The organism is Mesorhizobium sp. CNPSo 4689 (assembly GCF_057784325.1).
Genome location: NZ_JBWLUZ010000014.1, coordinates 52,374 through 67,682, shown reverse-complemented (window position 1 = coordinate 67,682; position 15,309 = coordinate 52,374). Strand labels below are relative to the sequence as shown.

Here is a 15,309-nt window from a genome sequence, read left to right as displayed (position 1 = left end):
TCTGGCAGGCATCATCGTCAGGTGAATGCCGTCTATTGCACGCTTAGCCGCATTTCGACCCGCCGGTTGACCGGATCGTAGGGGTCGGGAACGCGCGGATTGGTCGCGCCGAGGCCGACAGCCTTGACGCGTGCCGGTTCTATTCCGCTCGACAAAAGGAATGCCGTCACCGATTGAGCCCGCCGCTCCGAGAGGCGATCGTTGTAGGCCGGCGCGCCCGAAGCGTCGGTATAGCCTTCAACGACGAAATTGTGTGTCTTCAGGCGGTTGTCTTTCAGCGCCTTGGCGAATTCGCCCAGTTTCGCTCGCGCTTCAGGCAGCAGCTCGGCGGAATTCAGGTTGAAGTTGATCAGCATATCGAGGCCGCTTGGCGCCGGCGCATCGGTCTTGCTCTCGCATTGATCCTGGGCGCCGACGCATATCCCACGCGATGCGCCCAGATCGGACGTCTTGGCGAAAAACTTGATGATGTCTTCCGACGATTGGACCGGGTCGGCAAGCGACGAATTCGACGCCGCCAGTGCTGCCGCCAGAACGAAGATTGAAATGGTTGCCCGCATTGCCGCCTCCAGTGCTGACGTCACGGATCGCAGCGCATCATCTCGCATCTGCTGCGCGTGAGATGTGATCAATCTCACATCCAAATCACCCTGTGGCGACTGGCCAGACGCTGTAGCGGGAGCCCGCGAACAAGCGCTTCTGCGAAGGTGTTGGAGGCGAATATACACCATGCGGAATTGGCAGGCGAGTTGAACTTGACGCCTGACGTCAGGCCGTTCTGCGCCTGCCTGCCCGATGGTTTCGAGACGAAGCGTGCGATCGCGCTTGGTTGATTTCTTGGACGAAATATGCTGCTTGTCGCGCCCATGAAAAAGCTCTGCCTTATGGTGCTGGCGTCCCTCACGCTGGCGTGGCCGGCCAGCGCGATGGATAGCGCGCTACGCGCCGGCCTGCTGAAACTCGATCCACAGACGCGGCTCGAACAGCGTTGCGATGCAGAGGTGCTGGACCGGATTTCCCACGACGACCGCAAGTTCAAGGCGGATCGCGTCGTCGCCTACGCCTTCGCGACCCCGGAAATGGGCACCGACGCGATCAGAAGCCCAGGGGCTGCCTTCCGCAGCAAGGGCCAGTGGTATCGGCTGAAATTCAAGTGCCAGACCGCGCCGGACCATATGCAGGTGCTGCAGCTCCGATACCGGATCGGCGACGAAATTCCGCAGGCCGATTGGACGAAGTACAATCTCTACGACTAGAATCCTCTACCCCCCGATTCCTGGCATTTGCGGGCCTTGGCCGCCTTCGGCGACAGTGCTGCTTGCCGTGTATCGCTGATGCGGCAAGGCGGGCATCCGACATTGTTCCCTGCAATCTCTTGACGCGCACGAACCATACACGTTAGGGCGTCTGGATATTCGACGACCGACACTCGGCGAACAAGCAAAGGGCCTCCAGCCGATGGAAATTTTCACCGCCGCAGGCCTCTCGGCCCTGCTCCAGGTCATCGCCATCGACCTCGTACTTGCCGGCGATAACGCCATCGTTATCGGCCTTGCCGCAGCCGGCCTTCCCTCCGACCAGCGCAAGAAGGCGATTCTCGTCGGCATCGCGGCGGCCACTGTGCTTCGCATCTTCTTTGCCCTGATCACGCAGTGGCTGCTCGCCATCGGCCCCATGCTCCTCATCGCCGGCGGTCTGCTGCTGCTTTGGGTGTGCTGGAAGATGTGGCGCGAACTGCGTGTCACCCACGAGCAGGAACATGATGCGACGGAATCGCTGTCCAATGTCGACTACGACAAGGACGGAACGATTGGCAGCAAGGGACCGCGCAAGACCTTCGCCCAGGCAGCATGGCAGATCGTCATTGCCGACGTTTCAATGTCTCTCGACAACGTCCTTGCGGTCGCGGGGGCGGCGATGGACCATCCGACGGTGCTGATCATCGGCCTGGCGCTGTCGATTGCGCTGATGGGCTTCGCCGCTTCGTTTGTCGCACGGCTGCTGCACAAATACCGCTGGATTGCCTATATCGGCCTCCTGATCATTCTCTACGTCGCGGTGAAGATGTTTCTGGATGGTGCCGTGCAGCAGTTTCCCGAGCGGTTTGCGTTCCTGGCGCCCTGGTTCGGACCGAGCCATCATTGAGCTTGGGCGGTCGGCGCGCATCGCGGCGACCCGTTCGCGGTTTGCTTGACTGCGGAACTGTGCTATTGCGCCGCGCAAATCAGGCTCCCGCGAGAGCCCAAAAGATCGATATGTATTGAGACTTCCGGGCCGGACCTCAGGGTTTCCGGCCCGCGTCCATTGGAAACCGCAAATGTCCGCAGCTCCCCGCGTCAGTTTCGTCAGTCTTGGATGCCCGAAAGCCCTGGTGGATTCGGAACGCATCATCACGCGCCTGCGCGCCGAAGGTTATGAGATCGCGCGCAAGCATGACGGCGCCGATCTCGTCGTCGTCAACACCTGTGGCTTCCTCGATTCGGCCCGCGACGAGTCGCTCAACGCAATCGGTTCCGCGCTTTCGGAAAATGGCAGGGTCATCGTCACCGGTTGCCTTGGCGCCGAGCCCGATGTCATCCGCGAAAAGCATCCGAACGTTCTCGCCATCACCGGACCGCAAGCCTATGAGAGCGTGATGGCGGCGGTGCATGAAGCAGCACCGCCCAGCCACGATCCGTATGTCGACCTGCTACCGCCGCAAGGCGTCAAGCTGACACCGCGCCACTACGCCTATCTCAAGATTTCCGAAGGCTGCAACAACCGCTGCACCTTCTGCATCATCCCGGCGCTGCGCGGCGACCTCGTCTCGCGCCCGGCCGCCGACGTGTTGCGCGAAGCCGAGAAACTGGCCAAGGCCGGCGTCAAGGAGATCCTGGTCATCTCGCAGGACACCAGCGCCTACGGCATCGACATCAAGTACCAAACAAGCATGTTCGGCGATCGCGAAGTGCGGGCGAAGTTCCTCGATCTTTCGGAAGAGCTCGGAAAGCTCGGCATCTGGATTCGCATGCACTATGTCTATCCCTACCCGCATGTCGCCGACGTCATCCCGCTGATGGCCGAGGGAAAAATCCTTCCCTATCTGGACATCCCGTTCCAGCATGCTTCGCCACAGGTGCTGAAGAACATGCGCCGCCCCGCGCATGGCGAAAAGACGCTGGAGCGCATTCGCGGCTGGCGCGAGGTGTGCCCGGATCTCGCCATCCGCTCGACCTTCATCGTCGGCTTTCCCGGCGAGACGGACGAGGATTTCGAGATGCTGCTCGACTGGCTGGACGAGGCCAAGATCGATCGCGCCGGCTGTTTCAAATACGAGCCGGTCAGGGGTGCGCGTTCCAACGACCTCGGTCTCGAACAGGTGCCGCAGGAGATCAAGGAAGCGCGTTGGCATCGCTTCATGCAGCGCCAGCAGAAGATCTCGGCGACGCAGCTGGCCAAGAAGGTCGGCAAGCGCCTGCCGGTGTTGATCGACGAGGCGCATGGCACGTCTGCCAAGGGCCGCACCAAATACGATGCGCCGGAGATCGACGGTTCGGTACATATCCAGTCGCGCCGTCCGCTGCGCGCCGGCGACATCGTCACCGTCAAGATCGACCGTGCCGATGCCTATGATCTCTATGGCTCGGCGGTTTAGAATCAACATTTTCGAACGGGCGATACGAAGCCGGCTCAGGATCTAAGGCGGGCCGATGCGGTTCGCCACGTCCCTGCGAGACCGGAAGCCGCCGAAAGGGCGCCTCCCGGCGCCCTCAGATTTTTTGGCACACCCTTCGGCAATCTGTGTTGCGTTTCGTCAGAGCTTCACCGCCTCGATTGCAGCCAGGGACCGATCGATCACCTGATCGAGGGTCTTATCCAGTTGCATGCCCGTCGACTCGGCTGCGACTACCGACAGGCGTGCGGCAAATCCTAAATGATAGTCCACGAACCAATCGGGTCGCGGCTCCGGGTCTGGAAATGGCCCCCACCACGGCGGAAGCTTCGGTATCTTCGGTCGCGTGGGGCACCAATCGTCAAGGTCGCTCAATAACGCTTGCATACCGAGCCCGCCTCGCTCGGCGAACCACGCGCAGCGGACGAATTCGTCGGCGATCGCGGCGCCCAGTTCGTGAGGCGGGAGCGGCTGAGGATTGAGTGCGATCTGCACAAGCCGCCCCTGTGGTCCGCGCGGGATGACGTCGAAGATGGCGGGAATGCGTTTCCCGATGATCGCCAAGAGTTTTTTATTCAATTGCATAAGACCTCCTTCTGCTGACGCTTGTCACGTGGACCGATTTAGTCCGGGCCGCAAGATCAGCATGGAAGTAAAAGCCGTTGGTGTATGTGAAGGCGGTCACGGAGCCGCATCACGGATATTGTGACTGGCGCACGAAGACATGGAACTCACAAGAAATGCCGGCTTGAACACTTTGCGAAAGACCGTCGAGCGATCCTTCAAGATCGACCGCGCGACGTCTGCGACCTCCACGGCTCGGCGGCCTGACGTCGTTTCAACCTCGCCGCATTTACTACAACCGGCGATAGTTCCGGCGTCTTAACCCATTCGGCCGCAATCCGCATTAATGGTTTCAAACTGTCAATGCGGGGGTTCGCATGCACGTCAAACCGGCGCGGCAGGATTACATCGCTACGCTGGACCTGTTGAGGCTGGCGGCTGCGCTGGCTGTCGTCATCTTCCACTATTTCTTTCGCGGCGCGGCCTCCGGCGGCGCTCTCGCCGAAGCCTATTCGCTTGCCGCGCCGTTCGCCCTGTACGGCTACCTCGGCGTCAATTTGTTCTTTCTGATCAGCGGGTTCGTCATCGCCTGGTCGGCGGAAGGCCGCAACTGGGAACAGTTTGCGATGGCGCGCTTCGTGCGTCTCTATCCGGGCTTTCTCACTTGCATGACGATCACCTTCATCGTCATCCTTTCTGTCGGCGAACCGCTGTTTTCAACCTCCTTCGCTCAATATGCCGCCAACCTGTCCATGTTTGCGCCGGCCTTCGGCCAATCGTTCATGGACGGCGTCTACTGGTCGATCGTCCTCGAGCTGGCTTTCTACGGATGGGTGACGCTCGCTCTGTTCACGGGCGTCTTCCAGAAACGCAAGCTGGAGCTGATCTTCATCTGGCTGGCAATCTCGGCGCTGAACGAGTTCTTCGTCGGCAGTCGTGCAATAAGGCTGCTGTTCATCACCGAGTTCGGCCCGTTTTTCGCCGCCGGCATACTGGTCCACCATATCCATGCGCATGACCGTTCACCGGTGGCCCTGCTGCTACTCGTAGCCTCCTTCCTGCTGTCCTGCAGCACGATATCGGTGACGCGCGACTGGATGCTGAACGAATACGGCATTGCCGTTTCGCAGCCGCATCTCGTGATCGCCAATTTCGCTATGCATGCCATGCTGATCGGCGGCGTTCTGTTGCGTAGCCAGATTGGCCCATCCGGGCTGACGCTGGCGCTGGGCGGGTTGACCTATCCGCTCTACCTTCTGCACCAAAACATCGGCTATCTCGCGATCAATGCCGCCGCACCGCTGGTCGGCAAATGGACCGCCGCCCTGGGCTGCGTCGCCCTCATGCTCTTTGCTTCATGGGTGATCTGGCGCTATTTCGAGCGACCGGTCCAACGCACGCTCAAGACCTGGCTTGGCCACGCGGTTGAGGTCACGCTGGCGCGATTTCGGCGCGCCTCCACCGATGCGCAACCCGCCGAATGAAAAAGGGCGCCTCGCGGCGCCCTTTTCGTTTGAGTTTTCCTACACTTACTGTGGCAGCTTGTCGTCGACGCCCTTGACGTAGAAATTCATGCCGAGCAGCGTGCCGTCATCGGCGACTTCGCCGTCCTTCAGCCACGGCGTGCCGTCCTGCTTGGCGATCGGTCCGGTGAAGGGATTCCAGCCGTCGGCGATCTTCTTCGTGGTCGCCTCGGCCATCGCCTTCACGTCGTCGGGCATGTTGGTGAAGGGCGCGAGCTTGACGGCGCCGTCCTTGATGCCCAGCCAGACATTGCCCGGCTTCCAGGTGCCGTCGAGCGCCGCCTGGACGCGGCTGATATAGTACGGGCCCCATTCGTCGGTGAGCGAGGTCAGCTGCGCGTTCGGCGCGAACTTGATCATGTCGGAGGATTGGCCGAAGCCGTGCAGCTTGCGCTCTTCCGCCACTTGCAGGGCGGCGGTGGAATCGGTGTGCTGAACGATGATATCGGCACCCTGGTCGAACAGCGCCTTGGCGGCGTCGGCTTCCTTGCCGGGATCGAACCAGGAATTGACCCAGACGATCTTGGCCTTGAAGTTCGGGTTGATCGACTGCGCGCCGAGCATGAAGGAGTTGATGCCCATCACCACTTCGGGGATCGGGAAGGAAACGATGTAACCGGCAACGCCGGCCTTCGATTCCTTGGCGGCGATCTGGCCGAGCACATAGCGGCCTTCATAGAAGCGCGCATTGTAGATACCGAGATTGTCTGATGTCTTGTAGCCGGTGGCGTGCTCGAACATCACCTTGGGGAATTTCTTGGCAACCTTCACTTCCGGATCCATGAAGCCGAAGGAGGTGCCGAAGATGAGCTTGCAGCCTTCGCGTGCCAGACGCTCGAAAGCGCGGTCGGCATCGGGGCCTTCGGCGACGTTCTCGAGATAGGCGGTTTCGACCTTGTCGCCGAGCGCCTTCTCCACTTCGAGGCGGCCCTGGTCATGCTGGTAAGAGTAGCCGAAGTCGCCGATCGGGCCTGTATAGACCCAGCAGGCCTTCAACTTGTCCGCGGCCTCGGCGGTTACCGCCAGCGACATGGCGGCGGTGGTGGTCATCAGGGCAATAAGCAGTTTTTTCATTGTGTTACCTCTCTGAGTTAAGCCTTGGAGCTTCCCGTCTTTGTTATTGTCAACGATCCGGAACGAATGGCTGCCCCAAGGAAGCCGGCGTGTTCATCATCGTCAGACGCTTGTTGCGCGAGATTAGAACGAGAACCACGACGGTTGCCAGATAGGGCAGCGAAGAAAGCAGTTGCGAAGGCACCGGAATGCCGAAAGCCTGTGCATGAAGCTGGCCGATCCAGACGGCGCCGAAGATGTAGGCGCCGGCCAGCACCCGCCATGGCCGCCAGGAGGCGAAGACGACCAGGGCCAGCGCGATCCAGCCGCGTCCAGCGGTCATGTTCTCAACCCATTGCGGCGTGTAGACCAGCGACAGGTGGCCGCCGGCAAGGCCGGCACAGGCGCCGCCGAAGATCACCGAAAGATAGCGATAGCGGATGACCTTGATGCCAAGCGCATGCGCCGAGGTGTGGCTGTCGCCGATCGAGCGCAGCGTCAGTCCGGTGCGGGTCTTGAACAGGAACCACATGACGGCGGCGGTCAGCGCGATCGAGATGTAGAAGATCGGGTCCTGGCCGAACAGCAGCCTGCCGACGACCGGGATCGACGTCAGGCCGGGAATGTCGAGGTTCGGCAGCCGTTCGCCCGGCTGGCCGACGAAGCTGGTTCCCATCATGCCGGACAGGCCGAGGCCTAGCAGCGTCAACGACAGGCCGGTCGCCACCTGGTTGGTGGCCAGAGACAGCGTCATGACGGCAAACAGCAGCGAGAACACTGCGCCCATGGCGACCGCCGCGAGCAGCCCGATCCATGGCGATCCGGTGAGGTAGCCGGCGCCGAAGCCGCCGACCGCACCCATGATCATCATGCCTTCGACGCCGAGATTGAGCACGCCGGAGCGTTCGACGACCAGTTCGCCGATCGCAGCGATCAGCAGCGGCGTCGCCGCCGTGGCGATGGTCAAAAGGATGTTGACGGTGATGTCCATCAGCGGGCTTCCTTCAACTTCGGCGCGGCCTCGAGTTTCGGCGCGGGCAATCCGATCAGACGAATGCGGTAGTGAATGAGCGTGTCGCAGCCGAGCACGAAGAACAAAAGCATGCCCTGGAACACACGTGCCACCTTGTCGGAGATGCCGAGCGCGCTCTGCACTGCCTCGCCGCCGAGATAGGTCAGCGCCAGCACCAGGCCCGCGGCGACGATGCCCAGCGGATTGAGTCGGCCGAGGAAGGCCACGATGATGGCTGTGAAACCGTAGCCGGGTGAGATCACCGGCTGCAGCTGACCGATGGCGCCGGAGACTTCCGAGATGCCGGCAAGCCCGGCCAGCGCACCCGACAGCAGGAAGGCGAAGAAAACCATGCGGTTGAGGCCGAAGCCGGCGAAGCGCCCTGCCCTCGGGCTCGAGCCGAGTACGCGGACCTCGAAACCCTTCAGCATGCGGCTCATCAGGATCCAGATCGCCACCGCCGCGACCAGCGCAAAGACGAAGCCCCAGTTGGCGCGGCCGGCATCCGGCATCAATTCCGGCAGGATGCCCGAGTCGTTGAACTGAATGGTCTGCGGGAAACCATGGCCCTGCGGATCGCGCCACGGGCCACGAACCAGCCAGTCGAGGAAGAGCTGCGCGACATAGACCAGCATCAGGCTGGTCAGGATCTCGTTGGTGCCGAAGCGCGTCTTCAGCAAAGCCGGGATTGCCGCATAGGCGGCGCCGCCGACCATGCCGAGCAGAAGCATCAGCGGCAGCACCAGCGGTCCCTCGAACTGAGGAAAAAACACCGGGATCATCGAGCCGACGATGGCGCCCAGGATGAACTGGCCCTCGGCGCCGATGTTCCAGATATTGGCCTTGAAGCAAACCGACAGGCCGACCGCGATCAGGATCAAGGGCGCTGCCTTGATCGCGAGTTCATGCAGCTGCCAGACCTGGCTGATCGGCTCGATGAAATAGATACGAAACGCGCTCAGCGGGTTGACGCCGAGCAGCGCGAACATGATGGCGCCGGCGACGATCGTCAGCCCGAAGGCGATGAAGGGCGACAGCGCTGAAAACAGCATGGAGCGCTGCGGGCGTTTGACGAGTTCGAGGCGCATCATGCCGTCTCCAGCGTGTGTTCGGCGTGGCCGGGTTCGGCACCGCCCATCAGCAGTCCGATCTTCTCGAATGTGGCTTCGGCGATCGGCAGCGGCTTCGACAATTCGCCATTGTGCATGACCGCGATGGCGTCCGAAATCTCGAACAATTCGTCGAGGTCCTGACTGATCACCAGCACGGCCGAGCCGCTGCGGGCCAGTTCGATCAGGGCCTGGCGGATATGCGCGGCCGCACCCGCGTCGACACCCCAGGTTGGCTGGTTGACCACCATCACGCTCGGCCTGCGGTCGAGCTCGCGGCCGACGATGAATTTCTGCAGATTGCCGCCGGAAAGTGCGGCGGCTTCCGGATCCGGCGCGCTCTTGCGCACGTCCATCGCTTCGATGATGCGCTGGGCGGCGCTGTAGACCGCACCGCTTTTGACCATGCCGCCGGAGCCGACAAAAGCCTTGCCGTCGGTGGCGTGGCGCGACAGGAGCAGGTTTTCCGACAATTTCATGCGGGGTGCTGCACCATGGCCAAGCCGCTCTTCGGGCACGAAGGCAGCGCCCATCAGCCGCCTGCCGGTGATGGTGAGGCCGCCGGCATCCTTGCCGTGAATGCGCACCGAACCGGCGTCCTGCTGCAGCACCTCGCCGGAGACGGATTCGAAGAATTCGCCCTGGCCGTTGCCGGCCACACCTGCGATGCCGATCACCTCGCCGGCGCGTACCCTCAGATTGATGTTCTTGAGCGGGATCGAGAACGGCGTTGCCGGCTTGCGGGTCAGCGCACGGATATCGAGCAGTGCCGGCGCGGTCTCGATGCCTTCAGCCGGCGCACGAACCACCGCTTTCACCTCGTTGCCGACCATCATGCGGGCTAGCGATGAAGCTGTTTCCTGGCGCGGATTGCAGTGGCCGACCACCTTGCCGTGGCGCAGCACGGTGGCGCGGTCGCAGATGCGCTTCACTTCTTCCAGCCGGTGCGAAATGTAGAGGATGGACTTGCCTTCCGAGCGCAGCCGCTCGAGCGTTTCGAACAGCTTGTCGGCCTCCTGCGGCGTCAGCACGGAGGTCGGTTCGTCGAGGATGATGAGCTGCGGCGTCTGCAGCAGGCAGCGGATGATCTCGATACGCTGGCGTTCGCCGACCGAAAGATCGCCAACCAGCGATTCCGGATCGAGCGGCAGGCCGTAGCTATAGGAAAGCGCCCTCGCCTTCGCCGCAATGCTGCTGATCGGCGAGCCGTCGTCCAGCGACAGCGCGATGTTCTCGGCCGCCGTCAACGCCTCGAACAGCGAAAAATGCTGGAAAACCATGCCGATGCCGAGTTTCTTGGCGGCGCCCGGACTGGTGATCCTGACCGCCTGGCCGTTCCAGAAGATCTCGCCTGAATTGGGCTCGAGCGAGCCGAACAGCATCTTGACCAGCGTCGACTTGCCGGCACCGTTCTCGCCGAGCAAGGCGTGGATCTCACCCTTGGCGATGTTGAGATCAACATGGTCGCACGCCGTCAGCGTGCCGAATATCTTGGTCAGTCCACGAACCTCAAGCAGGATCGTGCTGTCATGATTTGCACTCACAGTGCCTCCCATCTGGTTTGCCAGATATGTTCTGTGTTCCCGCAAGCATGGTATGCGCTGCCGGCTCCCGTCGGAAAGCGGCACACGACTTGAAAGAGCTTCAAGAATTTCAGCGGAAACTCAAGGGATAGCAAGGCAGACGGGACTAAGGGATGAGAATGGTTGTTCCGGTCGTCCTGCGGCCCTCGAGATCGGAGTGCGCCTTGCCGGCGTCTTTAAGCGAATAGCGCTGGTTGATCCTGATCTCGACCGCGCCGCTGAGCACGACGTCGAACAATGCCGCCGCTGAGGCTTCGAGGTCCTCGCGCTTGGCATTGTAGACGAAGAGCGTCGGCCTGGTGGCGAACAGCGAGCCCTTCTGCGCCAGCAGCGACATCGAGAAAGGCGGGATCGGCCCCGACGACTGGCCGAAGCTGACGAACGTGCCGAGCGGCCTCAGGCAGTCGAGCGAGGCCGGGAATGTATCATTGCCGACGGAATCGTAGACGACATCGCATTTCCTGCCGCCGGTGATGGCGGCGACGCCGGCGACGAAGTCCTGCTCCTTGTAGTTGATGACATGGTCGAAGCCGTGCGCCCTGGCGAGCTCGATCTTGTCGGCGGAACTGGCTGTGCCGATGACGGTCGCGCCGAGATGCCTGGCCCATTGTCCGAGGATCAGACCGACGCCGCCGGCCGCCGCATGGAACAGGATGGTGTCGACGGCCTTCACCTTGAAGGTGCGGCGTAAAAGGTATTCGGCCGTCATGCCCTTGAGCATCATGGCCGCGGCCTGTTCGTCGCTGACGCCGTCCGGCACTTTCACAACGCGGTCGGCGGCAACCACGCGCTGCTCGGCATAGGCGCCGACATTGACGGCATAGGCGACGCGATCGCCCGGCTTTAGCCAGTCGACGTCGGCACCGACTTCCAGCACCTCGCCGGCCGCCTCGCCGCCGGGGATCAGCGGAAACCCGCCGGGCGGCGGATAGAGGCCCGAGCGATGGTAGACATCGATGAAATTAAGGCCGATTGCGGTGTGCCTGATCAGGATCTGTCCGGCACCGGGTTGCCCCGGATCGGCGTCCTCATAGGTCATAACCTCCGGACCGCCATGGGCGTGGATACGGACTGCTTTGGGCATTGATTGGTCTCTCTTGGGATACGGCTCGCCTGGGGCGGCTGTCAGGCTTTGGGGTCAGTCTTTCCGGCGCCTGGCTTGGCGCCGAGATTTGGAAAGAACTGCATGATAGCGCCGATGCTTGCCAGGTAAAGTCCGGTCACGGTGATGCCGATCTTGGTGAAGTCGCTGACCTGTTCGCCAAGCACGCCGATCTGGTCGTAGAAGGCGGCAAGTGCGGCCTGCGCCAGCGCCAGCGCGCCAAAGGCACACCACAGCAGCGTCATGCCGAGATTGATCGGCCGCAGCCGCACCACGCGCACCGGATGGATGAAGTTGATCGGCACGAAGGTGAGAATGCCGGCCGCCACGACCACGCCGAAGGAAACCCATTGTCCCGGTTCGATGACGAACAGCGTGAACACCACCATGTTCCAGACGACCGGGAAGCCCTTGAAGAAATTCTCCTTCGTCTTCATGCCGGTGTCGGCATAGTAGATGGCGCTGGATACGACGATGATGGCCGCCGACAGGAACGACAGCTTTTCGCCCATGAAGCCGCGCTGATAGAGCGCGAAGGCCGGGATCAGCACATAAGTGACGTAGTCAATGATGTTGTCGAGCATTTCGCCCGACCAGGTCGGCAGGATTTCCTTGACTTCGAGCTTCCTGGCGATCGGGCCGTCGATGCCATCGACGAACAGTGCCAGGCCGAGCCACCAGAACATCGCCGTCCAGCGCTGCTCGCTTGCCGCGACCAGCGACAGGAACGCCAGGAACGAACCCGACGCGGTCAAGAGATGGACCGAAAACGCGCGAGCCTGCGGCCAGGTGACTTTCTTCTTCGGCCGCGGGATTCGGTCCGCGATTTTCTTGGCCGTTTTCCTTGCCGATGTGTTCTTGCTCACGGGCCGCGCCAGTCCAGCTTGCAGATTTCGGCCGAGCGGCCGGCAAAGTTCCAGTTGCGGCCGAAGGCCCGCATCTTGCTCTTGTCGGACTTCGCCACGATGATTTCCGGCGCGATCCAGTATTCGGAGTTGCTGATCACCGTATCCTTCTCGCGATCCTTGCCGGGAACCGGCGTCACCGCCCCGTCGATGATCTTCGGTATCTGGAAGATGCGCGTCTTGTCACGCGTCTCATAGCTGATCGGCACCTGTTCGACACCGAGGAATTTTCCGACCAGGATGGAGAGCAGCGACGTGGTTCCGCCGGCCTTGCCGGTGAATATCCTGGTCAGCGCCTTGACCGCGTAGACCGAGGCGCGTTTGTCGATGAACAGGCCGGCGGTCCAGTTGCCACGGCTCATATAGCCGGGAATTTCCATGATCAGCCCGAGATTGAGGCCGGAGAGGTCGACGTCGCCGAAATGGCCGGCGTCGATGCGGAATCCGGCCCAGGTCTGGCAATAGCCCTCCGTCGGCGGATGCCCGCCGAGAGATAAGACGCAAGGGCAAAAAACCGTGCAATTGCAGGAGAGTACGAGCTCTCCCTTCATTGCCCAGCCCTGGTCGCTCATCGAATTCTCTCCCCCTCAGGCCGAGACTAATAGCAGCGCGGTTGCCCACACAAGCAGTATCGCACCGGCAACCCGGCTTGGCATCCTGCCCGCTGTCTGTTTTTCGATCAGGGTGAACAGGCTGATCAGCGCCATCCAGAAGACGTTCATGGCGCCCACGGCGAACATCGCCAGCATCAGTGCCCAGCAGCAGCCAAGGCACCATACGCCTTGCTGCATGCCGAGCCTGAAGATGCGCAAGGGTTTTGCGCTCCAGTTGGCAAACAGGATCGAGAACGGGTTCCGGCACTTTGTCAGACAGGCGTCCTTCAGGCCGCTGAACTGGTAGAGGCCGGCAATCAGCAGGGCGAGCGCGCCGGCAATTCCAACCGCCGGATCGAGCATCTGCCCGGACGCGGCGAATGCGTGGAGGCCGAGCGTCAGCGCGGCAAACAGCGTCGACGCAACCAGCCATATGCCGAGATAGCCGGCGACCAGAACAAGCGGTTGGACGACCGGCTCGCCCTTGATCCGCGCCGTGTCGGCGATCTCGCAATAGGTGCGGATCATGGGTGCCGCCGAGGGCAGCATCGTCGCCACCGCCATCAGGAACCACATCGACGTCAGCGCCAGGGCTTGTATCGCTGCCGCTCCGGCAAGCGGTGCAGGCGCAAGGCAAAGAGCAAAGAACCGGTCGAGAAAATCCGGCAGCGGCAGCCGCGGCAGATATCTGAGCACCGTATCGCCGGGCGCATCGGCGCCGGCAAAGCGGCTTTCGGCGCCGCGGATCGCCATCGCGCCGAGAATGGCCCAGGCAAGGGCGATGCCCATGCCGACGCTGACGGTCACCGCCAGCCGGGAATCGCGCGCGACGCTTGCCGCGGCGCGGCCGGCCCGGTCGAGATGGCTGAAGTCGTCGCTCATGGCAATCGAAATGGGCCGAATCGCCGCGTTGATCAAGCCGCATGATCGGGCCTATACAGATTGGCGGCCGGTTGGGCCTCAATTGCGATCCGGAAGCCGAAATTGGACCATCAGGAAACAGCGCGGGTACTGGTAGCCGGCAGCGGCCCGGCCGGCCTGATCGCCGCGCTCGGCTTTGCCGAAGCAGGTTTTCCGGTGACGCTGGTCGGCCCGGAAGCAGCCGGTGCCGATGGTCGCACCACCGCCCTGATGAACCCTGCCCTTGCGGTGCTCGAGCGATTGGGCGTGCTCGCCGACCTCAAGCCGAAGGCGGCGCCGCTGAAGGTGATGCGCATCGTCGATGCGACCAGCCGACTGATCCGTAGTCCGACGGTCACCTTCCGCGCGACGGAAATCGGCGAGGAGCAGTTCGGCCTCAACCTGCCCAACAGTGTTCTTCTCCCCGCCCTTGCCAAAGCGGTTGTCGCGCATTCCGGCATCGACTGGCGGAAGTCGATGGTAGACAACTGGCGCCTCGACGCCGGCCATGCGCACGCGACATTGGCTGATGGCAGCGAGATTTCGGCATCGCTGGCGGTTGCCGCCGATGGGCGCCTATCGCCGGCGCGCGAGGCGGCAGGCATCCCGGCCTCCGTGCGGCCCTATCCGCAGGCAGCGCTCGTCCTCAATTTCGGCCATCGCAGCGAGCATGCCTTCACCTCGACCGAATTCCATACCGAAACCGGTCCGTTCACGCAGGTTCCCCTGCCCGGCAATCGTTCCAGTCTTGTCTGGGTGGTGAAACCGGAGACGGCGAAAGAGCTTGCAGCACTCGATGACGACACGCTTTCGCAGCGCGTCGAAGAGCAGATGCAGTCGATGCTGGGCCGGGTCTCCGTCGAGCCTGGCCGGCAGGTCTACCCTCTGTCGGCGGCGTCACCTGGGCGTTTCGCGCAGAACCGCGTCGCGCTGGTCGGTGAAGCCGCGCATGTTTTCCCGCCGATCGGCGCACAAGGTCTCAATCTCGGTATCAGGGATATCGACGACCTGATTGGAATCGCTTGCGAAAATCGAACCGATCCAGGCTCCAGGATGAGCCTTGCGGCCTATGATTCCAGGCGGCGGCCCGACATATTGGCGCGCAGCGGTGCGGTCAATCTGCTCAACAGGTCGCTGCTGTCGGACATGCTGCCGGCGCAGATGGCGCGCAGTGCCGGTCTCAGCGTGCTTGGCAGCTTCGCACCGCTGCGCGCCTTCTTCATGCGTGAGGGGCTGCGGCCGGGCAGTGGTTTCCAGGCGCTCACTGGGGGCTTCAGGAAACAGGTCCGCCGGTAACCAGGCCGACATCGGAC

15 protein-coding genes are annotated in these 15,309 nt (G+C 62.3%); 5 read left to right on the top strand and 10 right to left on the bottom strand.

Features of this window, described 5'->3' with window-relative positions; genetic code table 11:
• Positions 1–32: 32 nt before the first annotated feature.
• Positions 33–560 (bottom strand): OmpA family protein, encoded by a 528-nt coding sequence (locus AC04SI_RS19030; RefSeq protein ID WP_404277121.1) that lies wholly within the window; start codon positions 558–560, stop codon positions 33–35.
• Between the two features lie 288 nt (positions 561–848).
• Between AC04SI_RS19030 and AC04SI_RS19025 the strand changes: the two genes are divergently transcribed.
• The 3 genes from AC04SI_RS19025 (at position 849) to rimO (ending at position 3,634) form a co-directional block, all read left to right on the top strand.
• Positions 849–1,256, top strand: a complete 408-nt coding sequence (locus AC04SI_RS19025) for a DUF930 domain-containing protein (protein ID WP_006199789.1) — start codon at positions 849–851, stop codon at positions 1,254–1,256.
• 202 nt (positions 1,257–1,458) lie between these two features.
• Positions 1,459–2,145 (top strand): TerC family protein, encoded by a 687-nt coding sequence (locus AC04SI_RS19020; RefSeq protein ID WP_488474660.1) that lies wholly within the window; start codon positions 1,459–1,461, stop codon positions 2,143–2,145.
• A gap of 172 nt (positions 2,146–2,317) precedes the next feature.
• Positions 2,318–3,634, top strand: coding sequence for a 30S ribosomal protein S12 methylthiotransferase RimO (rimO, locus tag AC04SI_RS19015; RefSeq protein ID WP_488474659.1), 1,317 nt, complete (start codon positions 2,318–2,320; stop codon positions 3,632–3,634).
• A 159-nt stretch (positions 3,635–3,793) separates the two neighbouring features.
• Here the strand turns inward: rimO and AC04SI_RS19010 are convergent, their stop codons facing one another.
• The gene (locus tag AC04SI_RS19010; RefSeq protein WP_192181129.1) at positions 3,794–4,237 is read right to left on the bottom strand and encodes a hypothetical protein; all 444 of its coding nucleotides are present in this window, start codon (positions 4,235–4,237) and stop codon (positions 3,794–3,796) included.
• 356 nt (positions 4,238–4,593) lie between these two features.
• Between AC04SI_RS19010 and AC04SI_RS19005 the strand changes: the two genes are divergently transcribed.
• A complete protein-coding gene (locus AC04SI_RS19005) occupies positions 4,594–5,700 on the top strand; it encodes an acyltransferase family protein (RefSeq protein WP_488474658.1) in 1,107 nt (368 codons plus the stop codon).
• Positions 5,701–5,745: 45 nt separating this feature from the next.
• Here the strand turns inward: AC04SI_RS19005 and AC04SI_RS19000 are convergent, their stop codons facing one another.
• The 8 genes from AC04SI_RS19000 to AC04SI_RS18965 all read right to left on the bottom strand — a co-directional run bounded on the left by AC04SI_RS19000 (position 5,746) and on the right by AC04SI_RS18965 (position 13,978).
• Positions 5,746–6,813: a BMP family ABC transporter substrate-binding protein gene (locus AC04SI_RS19000; RefSeq protein WP_488474657.1), complete on the bottom strand. Its 1,068-nt coding sequence runs from the start codon at positions 6,811–6,813 to the stop codon at positions 5,746–5,748.
• A 49-nt stretch (positions 6,814–6,862) separates the two neighbouring features.
• Positions 6,863–7,783, bottom strand: coding sequence for an ABC transporter permease (locus AC04SI_RS18995; RefSeq protein WP_006199782.1), 921 nt, complete (start codon positions 7,781–7,783; stop codon positions 6,863–6,865).
• Positions 7,783–8,895 carry an ABC transporter permease gene (locus AC04SI_RS18990; protein WP_488474656.1) on the bottom strand — a complete coding sequence of 371 codons (1,113 nt, stop codon included), beginning with the start codon at positions 8,893–8,895 and terminating at the stop codon, positions 7,783–7,785. Before AC04SI_RS18990 ends, AC04SI_RS18995 begins: the two co-directional genes overlap by 1 nt.
• A complete protein-coding gene (locus tag AC04SI_RS18985; RefSeq protein WP_488474655.1) occupies positions 8,892–10,469 on the bottom strand; it encodes an ABC transporter ATP-binding protein in 1,578 nt (525 codons plus the stop codon). The genes AC04SI_RS18990 and AC04SI_RS18985 overlap by 4 nt, the downstream gene beginning before the upstream one ends.
• A 133-nt stretch (positions 10,470–10,602) precedes the next feature.
• Complete coding sequence (locus AC04SI_RS18980) at positions 10,603–11,580, bottom strand: quinone oxidoreductase family protein (RefSeq protein WP_488474654.1); 978 nt, start codon at positions 11,578–11,580, stop codon at positions 10,603–10,605.
• 41 nt (positions 11,581–11,621) lie between these two features.
• Positions 11,622–12,464 carry a phosphatidylcholine synthase gene (gene pcsA / locus AC04SI_RS18975; protein ID WP_404276652.1) on the bottom strand — a complete coding sequence of 281 codons (843 nt, stop codon included), beginning with the start codon at positions 12,462–12,464 and terminating at the stop codon, positions 11,622–11,624.
• Positions 12,461–13,075: a DUF1326 domain-containing protein gene (locus AC04SI_RS18970; protein ID WP_488474653.1), complete on the bottom strand. Its 615-nt coding sequence runs from the start codon at positions 13,073–13,075 to the stop codon at positions 12,461–12,463. The genes pcsA and AC04SI_RS18970 overlap by 4 nt, the downstream gene beginning before the upstream one ends.
• 15 nt (positions 13,076–13,090) lie before the next feature.
• Positions 13,091–13,978 carry a DUF2182 domain-containing protein gene (locus AC04SI_RS18965; RefSeq protein WP_488474652.1) on the bottom strand — a complete coding sequence of 296 codons (888 nt, stop codon included), beginning with the start codon at positions 13,976–13,978 and terminating at the stop codon, positions 13,091–13,093.
• Between the two features lie 102 nt (positions 13,979–14,080).
• On the opposite strand from AC04SI_RS18965, the gene AC04SI_RS18960 reads away from it, so the two are divergent.
• On the top strand, positions 14,081–15,292 hold the full coding sequence (locus AC04SI_RS18960) for a UbiH/UbiF family hydroxylase (RefSeq protein ID WP_488474651.1): 1,212 nt from the start codon (positions 14,081–14,083) through the stop codon (positions 15,290–15,292).
• The last annotated feature ends 17 nt before the right edge of the window (positions 15,293–15,309 follow it).

Bases quoted from the DNA above. Each gene is read 5' to 3' on its own strand.
- AC04SI_RS19020 (WP_488474660.1), top strand. From the start codon at position 1,459: ATGGAAATTTTCACCGCCGCAGGCCTCTCGGCCCTGCTCCAGGTCATC.
- AC04SI_RS18980 (WP_488474654.1), bottom strand. From the start codon at position 11,580: ATGCCCAAAGCAGTCCGTATCCACGCCCATGGCGGTCCGGAGGTTATG.
- AC04SI_RS19010 (WP_192181129.1), bottom strand. From the start codon at position 4,237: ATGCAATTGAATAAAAAACTCTTGGCGATCATCGGGAAACGCATTCCC.
- AC04SI_RS19000 (WP_488474657.1), bottom strand. From the start codon at position 6,813: ATGAAAAAACTGCTTATTGCCCTGATGACCACCACCGCCGCCATGTCG.
- AC04SI_RS19025 (WP_006199789.1), top strand. From the start codon at position 849: ATGCTGCTTGTCGCGCCCATGAAAAAGCTCTGCCTTATGGTGCTGGCG.
- rimO (WP_488474659.1), top strand. From the start codon at position 2,318: ATGTCCGCAGCTCCCCGCGTCAGTTTCGTCAGTCTTGGATGCCCGAAA.
- AC04SI_RS18990 (WP_488474656.1), bottom strand. From the start codon at position 8,895: ATGATGCGCCTCGAACTCGTCAAACGCCCGCAGCGCTCCATGCTGTTT.
- AC04SI_RS18995 (WP_006199782.1), bottom strand. From the start codon at position 7,783: ATGGACATCACCGTCAACATCCTTTTGACCATCGCCACGGCGGCGACG.
- AC04SI_RS18965 (WP_488474652.1), bottom strand. From the start codon at position 13,978: ATGAGCGACGACTTCAGCCATCTCGACCGGGCCGGCCGCGCCGCGGCA.
- AC04SI_RS18985 (WP_488474655.1), bottom strand. From the start codon at position 10,469: ATGGGAGGCACTGTGAGTGCAAATCATGACAGCACGATCCTGCTTGAG.
- AC04SI_RS19030 (WP_404277121.1), bottom strand. From the start codon at position 560: ATGCGGGCAACCATTTCAATCTTCGTTCTGGCGGCAGCACTGGCGGCG.
- AC04SI_RS18970 (WP_488474653.1), bottom strand. From the start codon at position 13,075: ATGAGCGACCAGGGCTGGGCAATGAAGGGAGAGCTCGTACTCTCCTGC.
- AC04SI_RS19005 (WP_488474658.1), top strand. From the start codon at position 4,594: ATGCACGTCAAACCGGCGCGGCAGGATTACATCGCTACGCTGGACCTG.